The organism is Streptomyces sp. RGM 3693 (genome assembly GCF_050471125.1).
Taxonomy (GTDB): domain Bacteria; phylum Actinomycetota; class Actinomycetes; order Streptomycetales; family Streptomycetaceae; genus Streptomyces.
This window is the reverse complement of the sequence record NZ_JBMPPQ010000001.1, coordinates 3524128-3545069: the sequence shown is the minus strand read 5'-3', so window position 1 is coordinate 3545069 and position 20942 is coordinate 3524128. Positions and strand designations below refer to the sequence as shown.

Below are 20942 nucleotides of genomic sequence, written 5' to 3'. Positions count from 1 at the left end.
GGTGGCACAGGGCGATCCGGCGGCGCTAGGTGTCCGCCTTTCGCGCGAGTCGTCGGCGGGCGTCACACCTGGCGCTTGAGGTGGCCGGCAAGGAGTTGCTGCCAGCCGCTCCTGGCCTGCTCCCACTCGTCGGGGCAGCCTTCGGCACGGTCCTCGGTGACCCGTCCGCCGGCACCGACGAGGTCCTCGTGCCGGGCCGGCTGCACACCGTAGACGTAGCAGGCGTAGTTCGCCGCGCGTTGGCCGTCCAGGCTGTGCTCGTCGAGCAGATCGGCCGGGTCGAACGGGGTCTCCTTGGCGGCCAGGGCGTAATCCGTGGCGGCGGCCAGGGCCTTGGTCTCGCCGGCGCGGCCCTGGCCGATCAGCAGCACCGCGGCGAGCTGGTCGGCCACGTCCTCCTCCCGGCCGGTGAAGCGCAGACCGAGGCGGTCGATCAGGGCGTGGGCGCTCTCGTGGTAGGCGGTCTCCTCCAGTACGGCGGCCACATGTGCGTCGGCGGCGTCCGGGTCGCCCTGCCGGTCGGCGCCCTGGCCGACGCCCTGGCCGACGTGTGCGAAGCGGTCGCGTATCTCGTCGACGTGCTCCGCGCAGAAGTCGATGGTGCCGGTCTCCGAGTCGTAGGCGGGTTCGGCCGCGCCGCACGAGCGGACCACGAACGGTATGCGGTGCGGCACCTTGACGGTGTCGTTGAGTCGCTCGGCCGCCTTGTCCAGGATGCGCCGCGTGCGCAGATACGCGGTGGCGGACGCCGCCTTGCCGCCGGTGCGGTACTGGACGACGAAGCCGCCCGAACTGCCCTTGCCGTGGGTCCGGCGGGAGGCGGCGTCCGCCGGGCCGGCCGCGTCCTGGCCGGCCGTGCAGCCGGTCATCACGGCCGCCAGGGCCAGCGTCAGCAACGCCCGTGTGCCGTTTCCCGTCCGGCGTCCCATGTCCGTTCCTTCCCGCGCCGCCCGCTGCGGCGGTTCGTCCGTTCGTCGGCTCTTTCGTCCGAGGGGGAAAGAGGTGTGTTCGGAGCCTGAGGTTCCCTTCCGTGGGCAGACATGCCGGGAATCACCAGAGTTTGTCGACGTCTCCTGAGTGGAGCGCGATGCGGCTGCCCCGGAACGACGCGCGGGCCTGCCGGGCGCGGGGCGAGAAGAAGTCGGCCATGGTGACCTTGTCGAATCCGAGCCGGTCGCTGGGGAAGGGGGCCTGCGGTGTTCCGCCGACGAGAACGGTGTCCGGGAGGTGGTGCCAGCCTGCGCTCTCGTAGAACGCGCGCAGCGGTCGGTCGCAGGTGAACAACCCCAGGTCGTACCCGTCGCCGGCCAGGGCGTCCCGGGCCGCGGTCACCAGGCGCCGGCCGTGCCCCCGGCCGCGTGCCTCCTGGTGCGTCACCACCGTGCTCAGGCCACCGGCGACGTAGCTGCGGCCGGCGTGGTGGATCTCCTTGGTGAGGACGTCCAGGGCGGCGAGGACTCTCCCGCCGGTCGTCAGCAGCATCGACCGCGGTCGCAGCGCCGGGTCGTGGACCGGCGCATCGGGCCGGAGGGACACGCCGGGCTCCGAGGGCCACGCCTGCTCCTGGATCTCCCGCACCTGGATGCGGAGTTCGACGGGCGTGGCGGCTTCGGGGAATACAAGGATCTGCACCCGCTGATTCTGTGCCGACGGAGTGCGGGCGCCGCAACGGGTTTTCCCGGTACCGGAGGCCGGCCCCGCGGCCCGGGCAGTGGGTGTCGCGTCCCCGGCGCCCGTGCGTGTCCGTCAGCGGCCGGGCGGACCGCCCGGGAAAGGATGCGGGCATGCACCCCGTCCTGCATGCGCTGTCGATCACCGGCTCGATGACCTGGGAGATCGCCTGGGCGCTGATCCTGGGCTTCGGTCTGTCCGCCGTCGTCCAGGCGGTGGTCCGCAAGTCCACCGTGGTCGCGCTCCTCGGTGACGACCGCCCGCGCACCCTCGCGCTCGCCGCCGGACTGGGTGCGGCCTCGTCGTCGTGCTCGTACGCCGCGGTCGCGCTGGCCCGTTCGCTGTTCCGCAAGGGGGCGGACTTCACCGCGGCGATGGCGTTCGAGATCGCCTCGACCAATCTCGTCGTGGAACTCGGGGTCATCCTGGCATTGCTGATGGGGTGGCAGTTCACGGTCGCCGAGTTCGTGGGCGGACCGATCATGATCGTGGTGCTGGCGGTGTTGCTGCGGTTGTTCCTGCGCGAGGCGCTGCTGCGCGAGGCCCGGGCGCAGGCCGAACGCGGCCTGGCCGGTTCGATGGAAGGGCACGCCGCGATGGACATGTCCGTCCGGCGCCCGGGCTCCTTCCTCCGCCGGCTGTGCTCCCCCGAGGGCGTCACGGCCACCGCGCACGTCTTCGTCATGGAGTGGGCGGCGATCCTGCGGGACCTGGTGATCGGCCTGTTGATCGCCGGTGCCATCGCGGCGTGGGTGCCCGACGCCTTCTGGCGGTCCTTCTTCTTCGAAGGCCATCCGCTCGCCGCCAAACTGTGGGGGCCGCTCATCGGTCCCCTGGTCGCGATGGCGTCGTTCGTCTGCTCCATCGGCAATGTGCCGCTCGCCGTGGTGCTGTGGAAGGGCGGGATCAGCTTCGGCGGTGTGGTGGCGTTCATCTTCGCCGATCTGCTGATCCTGCCGATCCTCACCATCTACCGGAAGTACTACGGCGTCAGGATGGCGCTCTTCCTGCTCGTCACCTTCTACGTCGCGATCGTCGTCGCCGGCTACGTCGTCGAGTTCGTCTTCGGCGGTCTCGGCCTCGTCCCGGACCAGGCCCGGGCGAGGATCCCGCAGGAAGGCGTCACCCTGAACTACACCACCTGGCTCAACATCGCCTTCCTCGTCCTGGCCGCCGCCCTCCTGGTGCGGTTCTTCCGCACCGGTGGCCGGGAGATGCTCCGCATGATGGGCGGCGCACCCGCTGCCGGTCATGACGGCGGGGAGGGGAACGGGACGGGTCCGGGGAGCCCTTGACGGACCGTACCGACGGTCAGTCGTCGTTCTGGTCGCCGGGGCCGTCGTCGTCGTGGTCGATGCCGTGGCTGACCACCTTTCCGTTCGCCACGCTGACGTCCACCTCGTGCTCGACGCCGTTCCCGGTGCGGAGTTCGACCTCCCACACCCGGACGCCGTGCTCGTGGTCCGGCTCCACCGAGACGACCCGGCCGTCCGGCACCACCTTGCGCGCGGCGTCGACGGCCCGCTGCTGGCCGGCGTCCAACGGCCCGACGGTGTCGCCAGTGGCCGCGACGGCGACCGCGGTGCCGCCCGCGGCGAGCACGGCCGCGGCGGCGCCGGCCGCGATCCAGCGGCGTCGGCCGGTCAGTGCGCGGCGGATGCGGGATGCTGCCATGGGAACCTCCTGGTGGTGACGGCCGGACCCGATCCGGCCGACGGTGTATCAGAACGGTCACCACCGTGCCGTCCCGAAGCTGAAGCCGGCCTGAAGCTTCCTGAAGAGCCCTTCAGGAACGGTCTGGCAGTCTGACGTCATGCGCTTGTTGCTCGTGGAGGACGAAAAACGTCTCGCCACCACCCTGGCCAAGGGGTTGGCGGCGGAGGGCTTCGCCGTTGACGTGGCACACGACGGCCGGGAGGGTCTGCACCTGGCCACCACCCAGGGCTACGACCTGCTCGTCCTCGACATCATGCTGCCCGGGATGAACGGCTACCGGGTCTGCGCGGCGCTGCGCACGGCCGGGGACGAGACCCCGATCCTGATGCTGACCGCCAAGGACGGCGAGTACGACGAGGCGGAGGGGCTGGACACCGGCGCCGACGACTACCTCACCAAACCGTTCTCCTATGTGGTCCTGTTGGCCCGGGTCCGCGCGCTGCTGCGCCGCCGGACCCGCGGCGGCAGTCCCGTGCTCCGGCTCGGCGACCTGGTCCTGGACCCGAACGGTCGCCGTTGCGCCCGCGGTGAGGAGGAGATCCCGCTCACCGCCAAGGAGTTCGCGGTGCTGGAATACCTGGCGTCGCGCTCCGACCAGGTGGTCTCCAAGGCGGACATATTGGAGCACGTCTGGGACTTCGCCTACGACGGCGACCCGAACATCATCGAGGTCTACATCAGCGCGCTGCGGCGGAAGATCGACGCCCCGTTCGGTCGCCGCTCGATCACCACCGTGCGCGGTGCCGGTTACCGGCTGGCGGCCGACCGTGGCTGAGCAGGCCACCGCCGCGCCGTCGCAGCCGCGCCCGCCCTGCTGGTGGGGATCCGTCCGGGCCCGCACCACCTTGGCATCGACCCTGGTGGTGGCCCTGGCACTGGTCGCCGCCGGGGCCGCGGTCCTCGCCGAATTGCAACGCAACCTCGTCGACAGCGCCGGTCTCCAGGCGGAAGTGGCCGCCCGCGGGGTCGCCACCCAGGTCGCGGTCGGTACGCCCTTCGACCACCTCAACCTGCCCGACGAGAACGACCGGCCCGTCCAGGTGGTCGCCGCCGACCGCACGGTGCTGGCCGCCGGCGACGACCTCCACCACGCCCCGCCGCTGGCCGACTTCGCCCGCGCACCGCACCGCACGGCGACGTCGGACGCCCGCGACGACCACGACGACGATGACGACGACACCCCGGCGCGCGGCTCCGCCGCCGACCACGCCACGTTCCGCACGGTCGCCCTGACGCTGCACGACGACCACCCCGCCGGTCAGGACTTCCGGTTCGCCGGGCTGCTCGCCACCACTCCGACCGGACGGACCGTCACCATTTACGCCGGCTCCTCCCTCAACACCGAACGGCAGGCGGTGGACGGAGTGCGCGACGCGATGCTGATCGGGCTGCCGGCGCTGCTGCTCGTCGTCGCCGCGGTGACGTGGTTGGTGACCCGCCGCGCCCTGCGCCCGGTCGAGGGCATCCGGGCCGAGCTCGCCGAGATCATGGGCGGTGACCTGTCCCGACGGGTTCCCCAGCCCGCTTCGCGCGACGAGGTCGCCCGGCTCGCGCAGACCACCAACGTCACGCTCGCCGCCCTGGAGAAGTCGGTGGAACGCCAGCGGCAGTTCGTCGCCGACGCCTCGCACGAACTGCGCAGCCCGATCGCCAGTCTCCGCACCCAGTTGGAGGTCGCCCGGGCCCATCCGCACCTGCTGGAACTGGACGGCCTGATCGAGGACACCGTCCGCCTGGAACGCGTCGCGTCCGATCTGCTGCTCCTGGCCCGTCTGGACGCCGGCGAGCGGCCCCGCGCCGGGCGCCTTGACCTGGCCGAACTCGTCCGGGACGAATTGGCGCACCGGTCCGGCGACCGCCTCCCCGTCGCCGCCGACCTGCCCGACGAGCCCCTCCCGGTCAGTGCCAGCCACACCCAACTCGCCCGGGTGCTGGGCAACCTGCTCGACAACGCCCAGCGCCATGCCTGCTCGGTCGTCCGCGTCGCCGTACACCGCGGCGCGGCCGGCACGGTCGCCCTGGACGTCACCGACGACGGCCCCGGAGTCCCCCCGGCCGACCGGGATCGCATCTTCACCCGCTTCATCCGCCTCGACGACGCCCGCACCCGGGACGAGGGCGGGGCCGGCCTGGGGCTGGCCATCGTCCGCGACGTCATCCACCGGCACGGCGGCCGCATCGAGGTCGGCGACGCCGACGGGGGCGGCGCACGCTTCACGGTCACCCTGCCCGGCGCGGCCCACCTCAACGATCACGTCCCGGCCGTTCCCTAGGTCCGGTCGTCACACCCCGGTCATCCTCCCGCCCGAGGGCCTTGCGTCCCGCGCCGTCTCACGTCAACTACCTCACACCCATCCCACCGGAGGTCAGTCATGCGTACTTTCGTCAGCTCCGCCCACCCCCTCCCCCACCCGCCGGCCGATACCGGCGTGGCCGCCGACGAGCCGTCGCACCGCCCGGCCCCCCGGGCGCTGTTCATCACCTGCTCCGACTCCCGGGTCGTGCCCACCCTGCTCACCGGCACCGCACCGGGCGAACTCCACGAACTCCGCACCACCGGCCATATCGTCCCGCGCTACCGCTCCGACGCCCACTGCGGGATCGCGGCCACCCTCGAATTCGCCCTCGGCGCACTTCAGGTCCCCGACGTCATCCTGTGCGGCCACACCGACTGCACCGCCCTCCAGTCCTTCGAGGACAAGCCGCCGTCCTCGGAACTGCCGCTCGCGCGCAACTGGTTCACCCGCCCCGCTCACCGCCCCGGGCCCGACCGCGACCAGCGGGCCGCCGGCACCCCCGGCAGCCGCACGCCGGAACAGCGCCACCTGCTGGCCCAACTCCACCACCTGCGGACCTACCCGTGCGTCACCCGCCGCCTCGCCACCCGTCGGCTCCGCGTCCACACCTGGCAGTACGACGACCGCACCGGGCGGACCCTGGGCTGGGACGCCGCCGCCCGCACGTTCCGGCCGCTGCGGCCCGCACTCCCCGCGGCGACGGCGCCGGCCGCGCGGTAGGCGGGTCAGGAGCCGGCGCGGCTCTTGATCTGCAGGCCGGGGCGGCGGCGGTGGACCGTGAGGTACGCCAGGCCGGTCCGGCCCGCGGTGAGACTGCGGCGGGACCCGTGGGGCAGCCACACCACGCTGCCCTCGGTGAGCGACTGCCGGTCCTGCGTCGTGTCCACGACGCCGTCGCCGGACACGACGTAGAGGATCACGTCGAGGTCCGGCTCGACGTGGGTGTCGATGCGCCCTTCGGGCGGGAGCCGGACGAGGTTGGCGTCGAGTTGGCGGCCGGACTCGGCCAGGCGCCACAGCGCTCCGGCCGGCGCCGGATCGACCGCGACGAGCTCCCGGGCATCGCAGAGCAGCCGCGGCACCAGGTCTGCGGTGGCGTCGGTGCCGCCGGGGGATTCGGCGCTGCCGGTGTGCGGGGCGTCAGCCATCAATGGTCACCATCCGATGCGTGTCCACGCGGTTCTTGCGCGTCCATTACTACTCCTCCGCGTCCTGGTCCTGTGCGACGACGGGCATGAGGACGCAGCCGACGCGGCCGACGCAGACACCGCGCCCTCCCCGTGGATACGACCCTTGACCACGACCTTTGAATACGAAACCACCCCTGAATAGGAACCTAACATGCGCATTTGATAACGTCGTGGCGTGCGGTTGACGAAGTTCACTGATCTGGCGCTGCGCGCCGTCATGCGCCTGGCCGTCGCGGAGCGGGGTGCCTCCCTGACCACCCGCGAGGTGGCCGAGGTGATGGACGTGCCGTACACGCATATGGCGAAGGCGATCAGCCGGCTCCAGCACCTCGGCGTGGTCGAGGCCCGGCGGGGACGCGGCGGCGGACTCGAACTGACCGGACTGGGACACCAGGCGTCGGTGGGCTGGCTGGTGCGCGAGCTGGAGGGCGAGGACGAGGTCGTCGCCTGCGAGGGCGACCCACCGTGCCCGCTGCGGGCGGCCTGTCGGCTCCGCCGGGCGCTGCGCGAGGCGCAGGAGGCGTTCTACGCCACGCTCGACCCGCTCACGGTGTCGGATGTGGTGGCCTCGCCCACCGGTCCGGTATTGCTCAGCCTCACCGGCCTGACCGGCCGACGTCCCGACTGACCCGACGCACCACCCCGCGCCGGCGCTCCACCCTGGAGCGCCCGCCACGGATCCATCGCGCTCTTAAATTGGTAGATCACATACAAGATATTGGAGGTGGCTGGTGCTCTCCGAGCAGTCCACACCCGTCATCCGTGCAACCCTGCCCGCCGTGGGCGCCGCCATCGAAGAGATCACCACGCTCTTCTACCGGAAGCTGTTCGACGTCCGTCCGGAACTGCTGCGCGACCTCTTCAACCGCGGCAACCAGGCCAACGGCGAGCAGCAGCAGGCCCTGGCGGGCTCGATCGCGGCCTTCGCCGGCATGCTGCTGGCGCACCCGGACACCCGCCCCGACGCGATGCTCGCCCGGATCGCGCACAAGCACGCCTCGCTCGGCGTCACCGCGGACCAGTACAAGATCGTCAATGAGCATCTGCTCGCGGCGATAGCCGACGTCCTCGGCACGGCCGTCACCCCCCAGGTCGCAGACGCCTGGGACGAGGTCTACTGGCTGATGGCCAACGCGCTGATCTCCGTCGAAGCCCGTCTCTACGAGCAGCACGGCACCCCCGAGGGCGGGACGTGGCAGCGGATGACGGTCGTCGGCCGGCACGAGGAGACCCCCGACGCTCTCGCGCTCTCCCTGCGCCCGGCCGACGGCACCCCGGCCCGCGACTTCCGCCCCGGCCAGTACGTCAGCGTGCAGGTCGAACTCCCCGACGGCGCACGGCAGATCCGCCAGTACAGCCTCTCCGGCGCCCCCGGCCGGCCGGAGTGGCGGATCACCGTCAAGCGCCTGTGCGCCGGCACCGGACCGGCCGGCGAGGTGTCCTCCTGGCTCCACGACCAGACGCGCATCGGCGACGTGCTCGCCGTGTCCGCCCCGTTCGGCGACCTGACGCTGCCGGACGGCGACGGACCGCTGCTGCTGGCCTCCGCCGGCATCGGCGGCACCCCCATGCTCGCCATGCTCCACCACCTGGCCGCCATCGGATCGTCCCGGCCGGTCACCGTCGTCCACGCCGACCGCACCCCGGCCGACCACGCCCACCGCGACGAACTGCACCACCTGGTCAGCAGACTGCCGCACGCCACACTCCACCTGTGGTACGAGGAGCCGAGCCACCAGACGACCGCCCCCCTGTCACCCGTGCCGGCCCCGCCCTCCTTGCCCTCGCTGCCCTCCCTTCCCGCACCGGCGACGGTGTCATCGGGCCGGGTGGACATCGGCCGGCTCCCGCTCCCCCAGGACCTCACCAGCTACCTCTGCGGCCCCCTGCCGTTCATGCGCGCTCTCCGCGGCGCCCTGCTCCACCGCGGAATCCCGCCGCAGACGATCCACTACGAGGTGTTCGGCCCCGACCTCTGGCTCGCCCAGCAGTAGGCCGGCGCCTCAGCGCTACACCGACGCCTCAGGGGCAGCGCGGCGACTCGACCTCGGGCCACGGGCCACGGGCCACGGGCCAGGCCACCGCTCGTCGTGCTGCGTTGATTCACAGGAACCTACTGTCAGCTGACCCGGACGCCCCCGGGTGAGACCCGCGTGCGAGGCGTCGGCCCGCGTCACTGATCCGGCTCGACCAGGACACATCCGACACCTGACAGCCGAAGTCGTCGGCGAATGCCTGCACGAGCATGGCGCCGCCTCTGGCGGCAGCGGTAGGTGTCCGTCACCCAGATCATTGGGTGAATGCCCGTGTTCGTCTGGCAATGTGAGGCGCTCGTCGCGGCGGAGTCGTGGGAGGGATTTCGCCGAGCGGCTCTTGCCAGTCACAATCACCCAGCACCTTTCCCCGTTTTCCCCTGGACCGGGTCCGGTCCCGCGGCGGCGACACCTGCCGCGGGACCGGACCCGACCTGTGGGGTGGGTGCTTTCGGATGCGTGAAGGAGATGAGCTCCCTTTCGAGGAGGCACGTTGGTGGAAGGAAGGCTGGACATGACGTCGGATGCGCGTATGCAGGTGGAGCAGTTCATCCTGGGCGACCGGTTCGCCTGCCTGGCGGGACGCTCCGCCTGGCGGCAGGGCGGCATCACACACCGGCACTACGACCTGCTGGGGGGCGCCGAATCAGCTCGGCTGATGGCGCTCGACCTTGCGGAGTTCGTGAACGGCGCGGACTGGAGCGCCCGCTCGTTCACCAGCTTCATCGCGACCTTCGAACGACCGGGGGGAGTGGATGAGCTGCGGTTCGAGGAACTCCTCTGGCAGCATCTGCAACTGCTGCACGAGACGGACGCCGATACCCATCGCTGGGCCGACGGCTATGCGTCGGATCCGCAGGCCAAGGAGTTCGCCTACAGCGTCGCCGGCCATCCGTTCTTCGTGATCGGCCTGCACGAGACCCACCGCCGGTGGGGCCGCCGTCCTCCCTTCCCGATGCTGGCCTTCAACTCCCACGAGCAGTTCGGCCAGATCAAGGGCGCCGGTATGTGGGACCGGCTGGCGGAGAAGATACGCAAGCAGGACATCAAACTGCAGGGCGACATCAACCCCAACCTGACGGAGTACGAGGAACTCTCCGAGGCCCGCCGCTACTCCGGCCGCCCCAAGCCCGCCGAGTGGCAGTGCCCCTTCACTGCCCGCGAAACCGAGCGGGAGCGGGAACTGACCCCGTCGGGCGCCTAGCCGCCCCGTGCACGGGGCAGCCCGCGCACCCGCCGGGCCGCCCGTACGCAACCCCAGGGACCGCCGTGATCTTCGCCCTGGTCCCGCCCTTCCCCCCTCCAACAGGCCCGGGCCTGGCCCAGACCTGGCCCGGATGCCGCTGGCTGGCAGTGCTCCGCTGCCTGGCCTCGGCCCTGCTGGTGGGGAGACGGTACGGGCGGTGTGGCTATGGGTGTGCGGGAGCGAGGAGGTCCCGAACCCGGCCCCCGCCGACCCGGACCGGACCAACCCGGTTCGGGGGGAAGGGCGACGGTCTTCCCCTTGGCTCCGGAGGCCGGAGGCCGATCCGGCTTCGGCTTCGGCTCCGGCTCCGGCTCCGGCTCCGGCTCCGGCTCCGGCTCCGGCTCCGGCTCCGGCTCCGGCTCCGGCTCCGGCTCCGGCTACCGATCGTCCTCGCGGCCGCGGGGTAGTTCGCTGGTGCCGCGCGGGTCCGGGGCAGTCGCGCGTCAGCTCCACTCGCGTGGGGAAGACGGGTCCGCCTCAGTGCGTAGGAGATCCGCGAGAGTGACCGTCGCTCAAGTGGTCACGTCCATGCGCTGGGTGCCGATGACCGACAGCAGTCGCAGCGCCTCCTCGGACGGTGAGCCGGGGGTGGCGGTGTAGATCACGACCTGTTGGTCCCGGTCGCTGATGTCGAGGACGTCACAGTTGACGGTGACCGAGCCGACCAGCGGGTGCTGGAAGGTCTTGCACAGGGTGGCCTCGGCGCACACGTCATGGGAGGCCCACAACCGGGCGAATTCGTCGCTGCCGTCGAGGAGTTCGCCCACCAGCTCGGCCACCTCGGAGTCTTCGGGGTAGCGGGCGGCGGTGGCGCGCAGCTTCTGCGCGGAGGTGCGGGCGAACGCGTCCACGTCGGACACCCCGTACAACCGCCGCCCCTCGGGACGCGGCCCCAGGAAAGCGCGCCGCACGAGGTTGCGGTCGCGCCGTGACAGGGCGGAGAAGTCCTCCATGAGGGCGGCCGCCAGATCGTTCCAGGCAAGCACCTCGTACGTCGCGGACGTGACGATCGCGGCGGCCTGCGGCAACCGGTGCAGCAGGTCGAAGATGCTCTGCCGCACCTCGCGCGACGGCCCGGGCAGGGGGCCCGGCGGTGTGCCGGCGAGGTGGTGGAGGTGGTCCCGCTCGGCGTCCGAGAGGCGCAGGGCCCGGGCCAGCCCAGCCAGCACCTCGCGCGACGGGCGCGGGCCGCGGGCCTGTTCGAGGCGCGTGTAGTACTCGGTCGAGATGAACGCCAGTTGCGCCGCCTCCTCGCGGCGCAACCCCGGGGTGCGGCGCCGCGGCCCGACGGGCAACCCCACGTCGGCGGGGGTGATCCGCTCGCGCCTGCTGCGCAGGAAGGCCCCCAGTTCTCGTCTGTCCATGAGCCCAGTGTGCGCGGCGCCGGGGAGGCTATCCAGACACTGCTGGTGCCTGGATGGGACCGGCGCACCGGTGCAGGCTCGTTGCCATGGACAACACACCCACCACAGACACCTCCGCCCCCGCCCCCGTGGGCCTGCTGGCGGACAAGGTCGCCTTCATCACCGGTGCCGGGCGCGGGATCGGCGCCGCCGCGGCACGACTGTTCGCCCGGGAGGGCGCCCGGGTACTGCTCGCGGCCCGGACGGAGGCACAGCTGAACGCGGTGACCGAGGAGGTCCGGGCGGCCGGCGGCATCGCGGACTACGTGGTGTGCGATCTGGCCGACCCGGCCGGTGTGCGCGCCGCCGTGCACCGTGCCGTGGACCTGCACGGCCGGCTCGACATCGCCTTCAACAACGGCGCGACCAACCAGCGGCCGGGTCCCCTGGACCAGCTGCCGGAGGCCGACCTCGACCACCTCTACACCGTGAACCTCAAAGGCCCGTGGCTGGCCATGGCCGCCGAGGTCGCCGCGATCCGGGCCACCGCCGGGACGGGCGCCATCGTCAACAACTCCTCCATCGGCAGCCTGATGGGCAACCCCGAACTGCCCGCCTACGGGGCGATGAAGCGAGGCGTCAACAGCCTCACCGAGTCGGCCGCCGTCACCTACGGCCCGGAAGGCATTCGCGTCAACGCGATCGCCCCCGGTCTCACGCTGACCGAGATGGTCCGTGCCTGGGAAGCGGACTCGCCCGGTGTCTGCGAGCGCGTCACGGCGCACACCCCACTGCGCCGCGCGGCCGACCCCGACGAAATCGCCCAGGCCGCCGCCTGGCTGCTCAGCGACCGCGCCTCCTACGTGACCGGTACGGTCCTGCGGGTGGACGGCGGCGCGCGGGCCTGAGTCGGGGGGAGCCGCCCCCTCGTCGGCGGGCATTCCGGGGGATGCGAGGATCGTTGCCCGGCGCCGGCGGCCGTTGTTGCCCGGTGCCGAGGATTCCCATCCGACGAGAGGACGGCACACCCATGAATGCCCTCCACTGCACCGGCATCATGAGCGGCCCGGCGATTGCCGTCGCGGTCACCTTCGTCTGGCTCGGGATGGTGCTGGCGATCTCGTTTCTGGAGGCGCCGCTGAAGTTCCGCGCCCCCGGCGTCACCGTTCCGTTGGGGCTGGGCATCGGTCGGCTCGTTTTCCGGGCCCTCAACATGGTGGAAGCGGTGCTGGCGGTGGCCCTCGTCGTCGCGGTCGTGCTCGCCGCCCCGACCGTGCCGGTCGTCGTGCTGACCGCCGTCGCCGTGCTCCTCCTGGCCCTCCAACTCGGCGTGATCCGCCCCGTCCTCAACCGCCGTTCCGATCGAGTGCTGGCCGGCGAAACACTCCCCCGGTCCCGTGCCCACCTCCTCTACATCGCCGGCGAACTCGCCAAGGTGGCCACCCTGCTCGCCCTCGGCATCACCGTCCTGGGGTCGGGCGCCTGAGGCATCCGCACCCGCGGGCGGGCGGCCGGTAACCGGCTCGGCGCACGGTCCGGAAGGAGGCCCGCACGTCGGCGACGAGGGGATCAAGACCTGACGGGACGCGAAGTGGCCGCCGGTGTCGAGGCGTTGATCGGTGCATCGACGTGGGCGCTGAGACGTTATCGGGGGCTGTCCTCCTCGGGAACGCTGCGACCGGCGAGCGCGCCGGCCCGCCTGCACCGCCCGGGGGCCGGGGGCCCGGGCGCCGCCGTCCCACGATCCGCGGCCCCGGCACGCTGGCCCCGGTCTCCCGCCACCCGGCAAACGCAGTTGACGAACGAGGGCATCCAGGATTTCCTTCGGCAATGTCCGACCTTCGCCTCATGCAGCCGGTCACCGAGGCCGAACTCACCGACTGGCAGCACGTCCACAACACGATCATCCCCACCCACGTCCTGTCCCTGGACGACGTGCGGGAACGGTCCCGGCGACACCACCTGGAGGTCGCCTACCTCGGCGACGCGCTGGTGGGTTGCAGTACCGTGCGCCCGCCGGCCGACGACACCCGGACGGCCACCGTGATCGCCCGCGTGCTCGCCGCCCACCGCGGGCACGGATTCGGAACGGAGCTCTACACGCGGGGCCTGGAACGGGCGCGGGAACTGGGTGCCCAGGTCATCGAGACGGTCGTGCTGGCGTCGAACGAGGACGGCCTGCGGTTCGCTCAGCAGCACGGGTTCATCGAGATCGAGCGCTACCTGCTGCCGGGCGACACGATCCCCTGGATCGACTTGCGGCTGCGCTGACCGCCGGCCACAGGGTGCCCCGGGCCGCTACCAGCCCCCAGCGGCGCGGCGCTTGGCGGCCGGGCCGTTCGGGCGGCCCGGCCAGGTCGCCCAGCGCAGTGCCCCGGCCTCCTCGGGCAGCAGCAGACCCGCACCGATCAGCGCCGCCCGCCCCGCCTGCGCGCCGGCTATCCGGTATCCGAGCTCGCACGAATCCACCTCGTGGAACGTGCCGTCGGTGATCAGCACTGCCGCGTCGACCCCGGCGAGTCCTTCAAGCAGCCCGGCCCGCAGCGCCGGCAGATACTCCCGGGGCAGGCGCGCCTGCGGCACCGCGCTGAGCAGCTCCAACCCACCGCCGGCCCCGGGTGGTTCGAAGCACGCCACGATGTGCGCGTAGGGACCGCAGGCACCGACATCCAGTCGCACGCGGACGGCCACGTCGGGCACGGGAACGGGGAGATCGGTCATGTCCCCCACCGTACGGGCGCCCACTGACATCGGTGGGGCCCATCCGCCTCACCTGCCCACTGTCCCCCCGATCAGCACCACTGCCACCGCCCCGGCGACCACGGCGTAGCCGGGCAGGAACCACCAGAGGAAGGCCCGTGTCGGGCAGGGCCACGGGGACGCCCCTCGGGCCGGAGGCCGCAGGCGCAGTGCGGCCCAGGCCCGGCGGGTCGCGTGCAACTCGTGGCCGCGGCGGGCGCGGGCCAGCGCCGTGAGCAGCAGGGCTGCTCCGGTGCCGAAGGCGGTGACGGCGCCGAGCGTGGTCCAGGAGGCGGCCGCCAGCAGCAGCGGGGCCGACAGCGCGATCGTTGCCCAAGCGGCCAGGCAGGCGGCGGCCGCCAGCCGTCGGGACGTGGGACGGTCGGCCCCGGCCCGTAGGTCGGCCGCTGCGGGCAGGTACCAGACGCAGCCGGAGGCGCTGAGGGCAGTGGCCCCGAGGGCGAGTACGGCGGGAGACGGCATGACCGCTCCTTCCTCCCTCAGCGGTCGGCCGTGGGGCGGGCCGCGACGAGGGCGTCGATGGTGGGGTGGTGGAGGTCGAAGGCGGGCGATTCGCTGCGTATCCGGGGCAGCGAGGTGAAGTTGTGGCGCGGCGGCGGGCAGGCGGTGGCCCATTCCAGGGAGCGGCCATAGCCCCAGGGGTCGTCGCAGCCGACCTCGGTGCCGTATTTGGCGGTCTTCCAGACGTTGTAGAAGAACGAGAGGAAGGAGAGGCCGAGGAGGAAGGAGCCGAGGGTGGAGAGGGTGTTGAGGGTGGTGAAGCCATCGGCGGCGAGGTAGTCCGCGTACCGGCGGGGCATCCCGGCGGCGCCGAGCCAGTGCTGGACGAGGAAGGTGAGGTTGAAGCCCACGGTGAGCGTCCAGAAGGTGATCTTGCCGAGGCGTTCGTCGAGCAGTTTGCCGGTGAACTTGGGCCACCAGAAGTGGAACCCGGCGAACATCGCGTAGACCACGGTGCCGAAGAGCGTGTAGTGGAAGTGCGCGACGACGAAGTACGTGTCGGAGACGTGGAAGTCCAGCGGCGGGGAAGCCAGGATGACGCCGGTCAGGCCGCCGAAGACGAAGGTGACCAGGAAGCCGGTGGCCCACAGCATCGGGGTTTCGAAGGACAGCGAGCCGCGCCACATGGTGCCGATCCAGTTGAAGAACTTCACCCCGGTGGGGACGGCGATGAGGAAGGTCATGAAGGAGAAGAACGGCAGCAGCACGCCGCCGGTGACGTACATGTGGTGCGCCCAGACCGTCACGGAGAGGCCCGCGATCGAGATCGTCGCGGCGATCAGGCCGATGTAGCCGAACATCGGTTTGCGGGCGAAGACCGGGATGACCTCAGAGACGATGCCGAAGAACGGCAGGGCGAGGACGTAGACCTCGGGGTGGCCGAAGAACCAGAAGAGGTGCTGCCACAGCAGGGCGCCCCCGTTGGCCGCGTCGAAGATGTGGGAGCCGAACTTGCGGTCCATCTCCAGGGCGAGCTACGCGGCGGCGAAGACCGGGAAGACCATCAGGATCAGCACCGCGGTCAGCAGCACGTTCCAGGTGAAGATCGGCATCCGGAACATCGTCAGGCCCGGGGCGCGCATGCCGATGATGGTGGTGATGAAGTTGACCGCGCCCAGGATCGAGCCGAATCCGGAGAGCGCCACACCCATGATCCACATGTCGGCGCCCACACCGGGCGAGTGGACCGCGTCGGACAGCGGCGCATAGGCGAACCATCCGAAGTCCGCGGCGCCCTGAGGGGTGAGGAAGCCGGCCGCGGCGATCAGCGAGCCGAACAGGAACAGCCAGAAGGCGAGCATGTTCAGGCGGGGGAAGGCCACGTCGGGGGCGCCGATCTGAAGCGGCATCAGCCAGTTGGCGAAGCCGGTGAACAGCGGCATGGCGAAGAGCAGCAGCATCACCGAGCCGTGCATGGTGAACGCCTGGTTGAACTGCTCGTTGGAGAGGATCTGGGTGCCCGGTCGGGCCAGTTCGGCGCGCATCAGCAGGGCCATCAGGCCACCGACGAGGAAGAAGACGAAGGCCGAGACGAGGTAGAGCGTCCCGATCTGCTTGTGGTCGGTGGTCGTCAGCCACCGCACCACCTTGTGCCGGCGTGGCGGCCGGGCTGTGGCCCGGCCGCGCACCGGTTCCCTGACCGCCGTTGTCCGTACTTCCCAACCATCCACGGTGCTGTGTCCTCCACCTCGTAAACGTGAATCGGTCCGGGAAGCGGCCAGGACCGGGAAGAGCCATCGGCACGGGGGAGACCGGCCCTTCCCGGCAGACACATCGTCAGCCGGCGGCAACCGCGGCCCCCAGGGCCGAACAGCCCTCCCCCGGGCCGCGACCGACCCTCGCTACGGGGCTGGCCGGCCCGGTGGCACGCCCCTCCGGATGGCCGGTCGGCGCCGGTGCCCGCCGGCGCCCCCGCGATGATCACGTACGCTGCCGAGCAGACGTACGGGATCTTTGGGAGCAGCACGGTCATGTCCGAATCGCAGCAGTACGCACCGGCCGCGAGCGGTCCGCACGGGCCCCAGCTCCACGAACCGGACCGGGTGCGCGGCCTGCTCGACGCGGTGATGAGCCTGGGCCGGGGGCTCGAACTCCCGCAGGTGCTCAGGGGCATCGTGGAGGCGGCGGTCACCCTCACCGACGCGGAATACGGGGCGCTGGGCGTGGTCGGCGACGGGCAGCTGTCGCAGTTCCTGCCCGTCGGGATGTCCGACGAGCTCATCGGGTTGATCGGCCGGACGCCGTGCGGCCACGGCATCCTCGGGGAACTGATCCGCAACCCCGCACCGCTGCGGCTGACCGACCTGACCAGCCATCCGCACAGCTATGGCTTTCCGGCCAACCATCCCCCGATGCGGACCTTCCTCGGGGTGCCGGTCCGGGTCCGCGACGAGGTGTTCGGCAATCTCTACCTCACCGAGAAGCGGGGCGGCGGCTCGTTCGACGCGGACGACGAGGCGGTGCTGACCACGCTGTCCACCGCGGCGGGAGTGGCGATCGACAACGCCCGCATGTACCACGAGAGCCGCCGCCGGGAGCGGTGGTTGGAGGCGCTGGGCGAGATCACCCGCAGTCTGTTGTCCGGTACGGACGCGGACGAGGTGCTGCGGCTGATCGCCGAGCGGGCGCGGGAGGTCGCCGGCGCGGACTGTGCGGCGGTCCTGCTGCCGGCGGCCCCGCCCGCGGACCAGCTGACGGTGACGGTGGCGTGCGGTACGGGCGCGAGCCGGATCACCGGGCTGCGCGTACCGGCCGACGGTTCGCTGCCCGGGATGGCCGTCCGCAGCGGCCGTCCGGTGGTCAGCGCCGATCTGCGGGCCGACCCGCGGGCGTACCCGCTCGGCCCGGGCAGCGGGACCGGGACCGCGGAAGCGTTGAACGGGGCGGCTCTCAACGGGGAATCCGGGGAATCCGGGGAGTCCGGGGAGCCCGGGGAGCCCGGGGAGCCCGGGGAGCCCGGGGAGGTGTACGGGCCGGCGGTCGCCGTCCCGCTCCAGGTGGACACCGGCTGCGGTGCGCTGCGGCTGAGCCGCCTGGCCGGGCGACCCGCCTTCGACGACGCCGAGGTCAGGCTGATATCGGGCTTCGCCGACCAGGCCGTGATCGCCCTGGAACTCGCCCGCCGGCGGGCCGAGTCGGAGGAGCTGACGGTCCTCCACGACCGCGACCGGATCGCCCGGGACCTGCACGACCTGGCCATCCAGCGACTGTTCGCCACCGGCATCACGTTGCAGAGCGCGACCCGGTTGATCGAACGGCCGGAGGCCGCCGAACGGGTCGGCCGCGCGGTCAATGACCTGGACACCACCATCAAGATCATCCGGTCCACCATCTTCGGCCTGCGCACCACCGGGGACGGCAAGGACGGCCGCAGTCTGCGCCGGGACCTCACCGAGACCGTGCGGCGGGCGGGCGGTCCCCTCGGTTTCACCCCGGCGCTGCGGATCGACGGCCCGGTGGACGCGGCGGTGCCCGACGATCTGGCGCAGCACCTCGTGGCGGTGACCGCCGAGGCCCTCAGCAACGCCGCCCGGCACGCCCGCGCCCGCCACCTGGACGTGGCACTGTCGGTGACCGCGGACGCGGTGACGCTGGCGGTGACGGACGACGGGGTGGGTGTCGGGGCCGCACCACACACCGGGGGCCTGGCGAACATGCGGGCCCGGGCGGAGATGCACGGCGGTCAACTGGCCGTCGAGACACCGGAGGACGGCGGTACCCGCATCGTGTGGTGCGTCCCGCTGCCCGACTGACCCGGTCCGGGGCGGTCCCGGCGGCCGCCGGGCCCCCGGTGCACCGCGCGGCTCGCGGCGCACCGGGGCGGCGGATCAGGCCCGCCGCACTCGCGAGGCCGCGCTCACGCCCGCGGCTGCCCCTTCAGCCGTTCGACGACCATCGCCGCCTGCACCCGGCGTCCCACCCCCAGCTTGGACAGGATCGCGGACACCCGGTTCTTGACCGTCTTCTCGGCGAGGAACAGCCGGTCCGCGATCTGACGGTTCGTCAAGCCCTCGCCGATCAGGTCCAGTACCTCGCGTTCCCGCGGCGAGAGCCGGTCGAGTTCGGACGGCTCCGCCTCGGCCGCCTGGTCCCGGCTCGGGCCGCGCAGGCGCTCCATCACCCGCGTCGCGGTGCGCGGGTCCAGCATCGACTGCCCCGCCGCGACCGTGCGGACCGCGTGCACCAGGGCGGTGCCGTCGATCTGCTTGAGCACATAGCCGGCCGCCCCGGCCATGATGGCGTCGAACAGCGCCTCGTCGTCGTCGAAGGACGTCAGCATCAGGCAGGCCAGCTCCGGAACCCGGGCCCGCAACTCCCGGCAGACCTCGATCCCTTCGTGGTCGTCGTCGGTACCGCCCAGCCGGACGTCGAGCACCGCCACCTGCGGCCGGACCGCCGGTACCCGTGCGAGGGCCTGCCGGGCGTCACCCGCCTCCCCCACGACCTCGATGTCCTCCTCCGCCTCCAGGAGGTCCCGCACGCCGCGACGGACCACCTCGTGGTCGTCCAGGATGAAGACGCGCAGCGGCGTTTCCGGGGCGGCGACGGACGGGGCGGGGGCAGGGGGGACGGACTGCTGGTTCATGCACTCTCGCTCTGTGGTTCTGCGCGGATCGGCCGGGCACAAGGGGCCCGACCACGAGGTTCGTCGGGCCCGGCGATCCGCACAAGGGCCGAACGGCCCTGAGGGAACGGGGCCCTTCGGGCACGGTGCGGCGTTGCGATACTGGCGCCCCCGTCAGGAGGTCGATCCCATGCAGCAGCCCCGCCAACCCGCGCGTTCCACTTCGTCCGTGCCGTCCGAACGGTCCGCCGTGGTCACCGTCGGTGGCGAGTACCACGCCCTGCTCGCCCGGCACGACGCCATGCGGCTGCGCCGGCGCATCCTCGGGCAGGGCCGGGCCCCCGCGCCGGACTTAACGGCCACCACCTACGACGGCGCCGCGGACCAGCGGCTGATCACCCAGTACCTCGACCTGGTCACGCCGTTCGGCGAGCTGATCGCCCACCTCTACGACGAAATGTTCGCCCGGTGGCCCTACCTGCGGTCGCTGTTCCCCGCGTCGATGGACTTCCAGCGCGCGCACCTGGCCCGCGCCTTCTGGTACCTGATCGAGAATCTGCACCGCCCCGCCGAGGTGGCCGCCTACTTCCGGCAGCTCGGCCACGACCACCGCAAGCTCGGGGTGCGCCCGGTGCACTACGAGGCGTTCGAGGCCGCGCTGTGTGCGGCGCTGCGGCGCACCGCCGGGCCCCGCTGGGCCGAGGCGGTGGAACAGGCGTGGGTGCGGATGTTGCGGTTCGCGGTCGGGTCGATGGTCGAGGGCGCCGACGCCGCACTCGCCGAACCCCCGTGCTGGCAGGGCACGGTGACCGCCCATGAGCGGCGCCGCCCGGACCTCGCCGTACTGCGGATCCGGATGCACGAGCCGTACCCGTACCGGGCCGGCCAGTACGCGGCCGTCGAGTCACCCCTGATGCCCCAGGCATGGCGGCACTACTCCCTCGCAACCGCGCCGCGGCCCGACGGCGAGGTGGCCTTCCACGTCCGGCAGACCGGCTCCGGCGGGGTCAGCGAGGCTCTGGTCAGCCGCACCGGGATCGGCGACACCCTGCGACTGGGCCCCGCGCACGGCACGATGACGCTCCCGGACGAGGAGCACTCCCGCGATCTGCTGATGGTGGCGGGCGGCACGGGCTGGGCTCCGGTCAAGGCGCTGCTGGAGGAGTGGGCGGGCCGGCGCCGCGGGGCCGGCGGTCTCCCGCTGCGCCGGGCGGGCCGGGTGCACCTCTTCGTCGGCGCCCGCAGCCGGGCCGAGCTGTACGACGCCGAGGCGCTGGCCCAGTTGGCGGCGCGGCACGAACGGCTGCGGGTGGTGCGGGTGCTGGACGAGGACGCCGTCGGGGAGGGCGACGGCCGGCTGACCGAGTACGGTCCGCTGGCCGAGGCGGTGGCCCGGGACGCGCAGTGGTCCGGTCACCTCGCCTTCGTCAGCGGTCCGGCGGCCATGGTCGGTGCCACGGTCGCCCGGCTGACCGCGGTCGGAATGCCGGCCGACCGCATCCGCCACGACCCGGTGCCGGACCCCGTGGCCCCGCCGGCCGGCCGCCCCGCCGTGTGCCCGGCGGACGAGGCGGTGACCGGAGCGGCACGGTGACGCGGGCCGGGCCGGGTGCGCCGTCCG

Annotated in this window: 20 protein-coding genes and 1 pseudogene; 12 read left to right on the top strand and 9 right to left on the bottom strand. The window is 72.2% G+C overall.

Annotated elements, in window-relative coordinates:
• Positions 1-62: 62 nt before the first annotated feature.
• Positions 63-929 carry a DUF4344 domain-containing metallopeptidase gene (locus ACO0M4_RS15550; protein ID WP_430370764.1) on the bottom strand — a complete coding sequence of 289 codons (867 nt, stop codon included), beginning with the start codon at positions 927-929 and terminating at the stop codon, positions 63-65.
• A 121-nt stretch (positions 930-1050) separates the two neighbouring features.
• Positions 1051-1632, bottom strand: coding sequence for a GNAT family N-acetyltransferase (locus ACO0M4_RS15545; RefSeq protein WP_430370763.1), 582 nt, complete (start codon positions 1630-1632; stop codon positions 1051-1053).
• A 152-nt stretch (positions 1633-1784) separates the two neighbouring features.
• Between ACO0M4_RS15545 and ACO0M4_RS15540 the strand changes: the two genes are divergently transcribed.
• Entirely contained in the window at positions 1785-2966 is a 1182-nt protein-coding gene (locus tag ACO0M4_RS15540) for a permease (RefSeq protein WP_430370762.1), read from the top strand.
• Positions 2967-2982: 16 nt separating this feature from the next.
• Here the strand turns inward: ACO0M4_RS15540 and ACO0M4_RS15535 are convergent, their stop codons facing one another.
• Positions 2983-3345: a PepSY domain-containing protein gene (locus ACO0M4_RS15535; RefSeq protein ID WP_430370761.1), complete on the bottom strand. Its 363-nt coding sequence runs from the start codon at positions 3343-3345 to the stop codon at positions 2983-2985.
• Positions 3346-3484: 139 nt separating this feature from the next.
• Between ACO0M4_RS15535 and ACO0M4_RS15530 the strand changes: the two genes are divergently transcribed.
• From ACO0M4_RS15530 to ACO0M4_RS15520, 3 genes are all read left to right on the top strand, one after another.
• On the top strand, positions 3485-4162 hold the full coding sequence (locus ACO0M4_RS15530) for a response regulator transcription factor (protein WP_430370760.1): 678 nt from the start codon (positions 3485-3487) through the stop codon (positions 4160-4162).
• The gene (locus ACO0M4_RS15525; protein WP_430370759.1) at positions 4155-5660 is read left to right on the top strand and encodes a sensor histidine kinase; all 1506 of its coding nucleotides are present in this window, start codon (positions 4155-4157) and stop codon (positions 5658-5660) included. Before ACO0M4_RS15530 ends, ACO0M4_RS15525 begins: the two co-directional genes overlap by 8 nt.
• Before the next feature lie 99 nt (positions 5661-5759).
• Positions 5760-6404: a carbonic anhydrase gene (locus ACO0M4_RS15520; protein ID WP_430370757.1), complete on the top strand. Its 645-nt coding sequence runs from the start codon at positions 5760-5762 to the stop codon at positions 6402-6404.
• A gap of 5 nt (positions 6405-6409) precedes the next feature.
• Here the strand turns inward: ACO0M4_RS15520 and ACO0M4_RS15515 are convergent, their stop codons facing one another.
• A complete protein-coding gene (locus ACO0M4_RS15515; RefSeq protein WP_430370756.1) occupies positions 6410-6832 on the bottom strand; it encodes a cupin domain-containing protein in 423 nt (140 codons plus the stop codon).
• A 217-nt stretch (positions 6833-7049) separates the two neighbouring features.
• On the opposite strand from ACO0M4_RS15515, the gene nsrR reads away from it, so the two are divergent.
• From nsrR to gntA, 3 genes are all read left to right on the top strand, one after another.
• Positions 7050-7502, top strand: coding sequence for a nitric oxide-sensing transcriptional repressor NsrR (gene nsrR, locus ACO0M4_RS15510; RefSeq protein WP_430370755.1), 453 nt, complete (start codon positions 7050-7052; stop codon positions 7500-7502).
• Between the two features lie 103 nt (positions 7503-7605).
• The gene (locus ACO0M4_RS15505) at positions 7606-8868 is read left to right on the top strand and encodes a globin domain-containing protein (RefSeq protein ID WP_430370754.1); all 1263 of its coding nucleotides are present in this window, start codon (positions 7606-7608) and stop codon (positions 8866-8868) included.
• A 553-nt stretch (positions 8869-9421) separates the two neighbouring features.
• Complete coding sequence (gene gntA / locus ACO0M4_RS15500; RefSeq protein WP_430370752.1) at positions 9422-10111, top strand: guanitoxin biosynthesis heme-dependent pre-guanitoxin N-hydroxylase GntA; 690 nt, start codon at positions 9422-9424, stop codon at positions 10109-10111.
• Between the two features lie 554 nt (positions 10112-10665).
• On the opposite strand, the gene ACO0M4_RS15495 is transcribed toward gntA, so the two are convergent.
• Positions 10666-11517 (bottom strand): helix-turn-helix transcriptional regulator, encoded by an 852-nt coding sequence (locus ACO0M4_RS15495; protein WP_430370750.1) that lies wholly within the window; start codon positions 11515-11517, stop codon positions 10666-10668.
• 86 nt (positions 11518-11603) lie between these two features.
• Here ACO0M4_RS15495 and ACO0M4_RS15490 point away from each other — a divergent pair, with 86 nt between their 5' ends.
• The 3 genes from ACO0M4_RS15490 to ACO0M4_RS15480 all read left to right on the top strand — a co-directional run bounded on the left by ACO0M4_RS15490 (position 11604) and on the right by ACO0M4_RS15480 (position 13767).
• Positions 11604-12404, top strand: coding sequence for an SDR family NAD(P)-dependent oxidoreductase (locus ACO0M4_RS15490; protein ID WP_430370749.1), 801 nt, complete (start codon positions 11604-11606; stop codon positions 12402-12404).
• Positions 12405-12526: 122 nt separating this feature from the next.
• On the top strand, positions 12527-12982 hold the full coding sequence (locus tag ACO0M4_RS15485) for a hypothetical protein (RefSeq protein WP_430370748.1): 456 nt from the start codon (positions 12527-12529) through the stop codon (positions 12980-12982).
• 344 nt (positions 12983-13326) lie between these two features.
• A complete protein-coding gene (locus ACO0M4_RS15480; RefSeq protein WP_430370747.1) occupies positions 13327-13767 on the top strand; it encodes an N-acetyltransferase family protein in 441 nt (146 codons plus the stop codon).
• A gap of 27 nt (positions 13768-13794) precedes the next feature.
• Here the strand turns inward: ACO0M4_RS15480 and ACO0M4_RS15475 are convergent, their stop codons facing one another.
• From ACO0M4_RS15475 to ctaD, 3 genes and pseudogenes are all read right to left on the bottom strand, one after another.
• Positions 13795-14217, bottom strand: coding sequence for a hypothetical protein (locus ACO0M4_RS15475; protein ID WP_430370746.1), 423 nt, complete (start codon positions 14215-14217; stop codon positions 13795-13797).
• Between the two features lie 48 nt (positions 14218-14265).
• Complete coding sequence (locus ACO0M4_RS15470) at positions 14266-14718, bottom strand: hypothetical protein (RefSeq protein ID WP_430370744.1); 453 nt, start codon at positions 14716-14718, stop codon at positions 14266-14268.
• A gap of 17 nt (positions 14719-14735) precedes the next feature.
• Positions 14736-16385 (bottom strand): annotated as a pseudogene (gene ctaD / locus ACO0M4_RS15465) (aa3-type cytochrome oxidase subunit I).
• 438 nt (positions 16386-16823) lie between these two features.
• On the opposite strand from ctaD, the gene ACO0M4_RS15460 reads away from it, so the two are divergent.
• Positions 16824-18509 (top strand): GAF domain-containing protein, encoded by a 1686-nt coding sequence (locus ACO0M4_RS15460; protein ID WP_430371395.1) that lies wholly within the window; start codon positions 16824-16826, stop codon positions 18507-18509.
• A 104-nt stretch (positions 18510-18613) separates the two neighbouring features.
• Here the strand turns inward: ACO0M4_RS15460 and ACO0M4_RS15455 are convergent, their stop codons facing one another.
• A complete protein-coding gene (locus ACO0M4_RS15455; RefSeq protein ID WP_430370743.1) occupies positions 18614-19342 on the bottom strand; it encodes a response regulator transcription factor in 729 nt (242 codons plus the stop codon).
• A gap of 169 nt (positions 19343-19511) precedes the next feature.
• On the opposite strand from ACO0M4_RS15455, the gene ACO0M4_RS15450 reads away from it, so the two are divergent.
• Entirely contained in the window at positions 19512-20915 is a 1404-nt protein-coding gene (locus ACO0M4_RS15450) for a globin domain-containing protein (RefSeq protein WP_430370742.1), read from the top strand.
• The last annotated feature ends 27 nt before the right edge of the window (positions 20916-20942 follow it).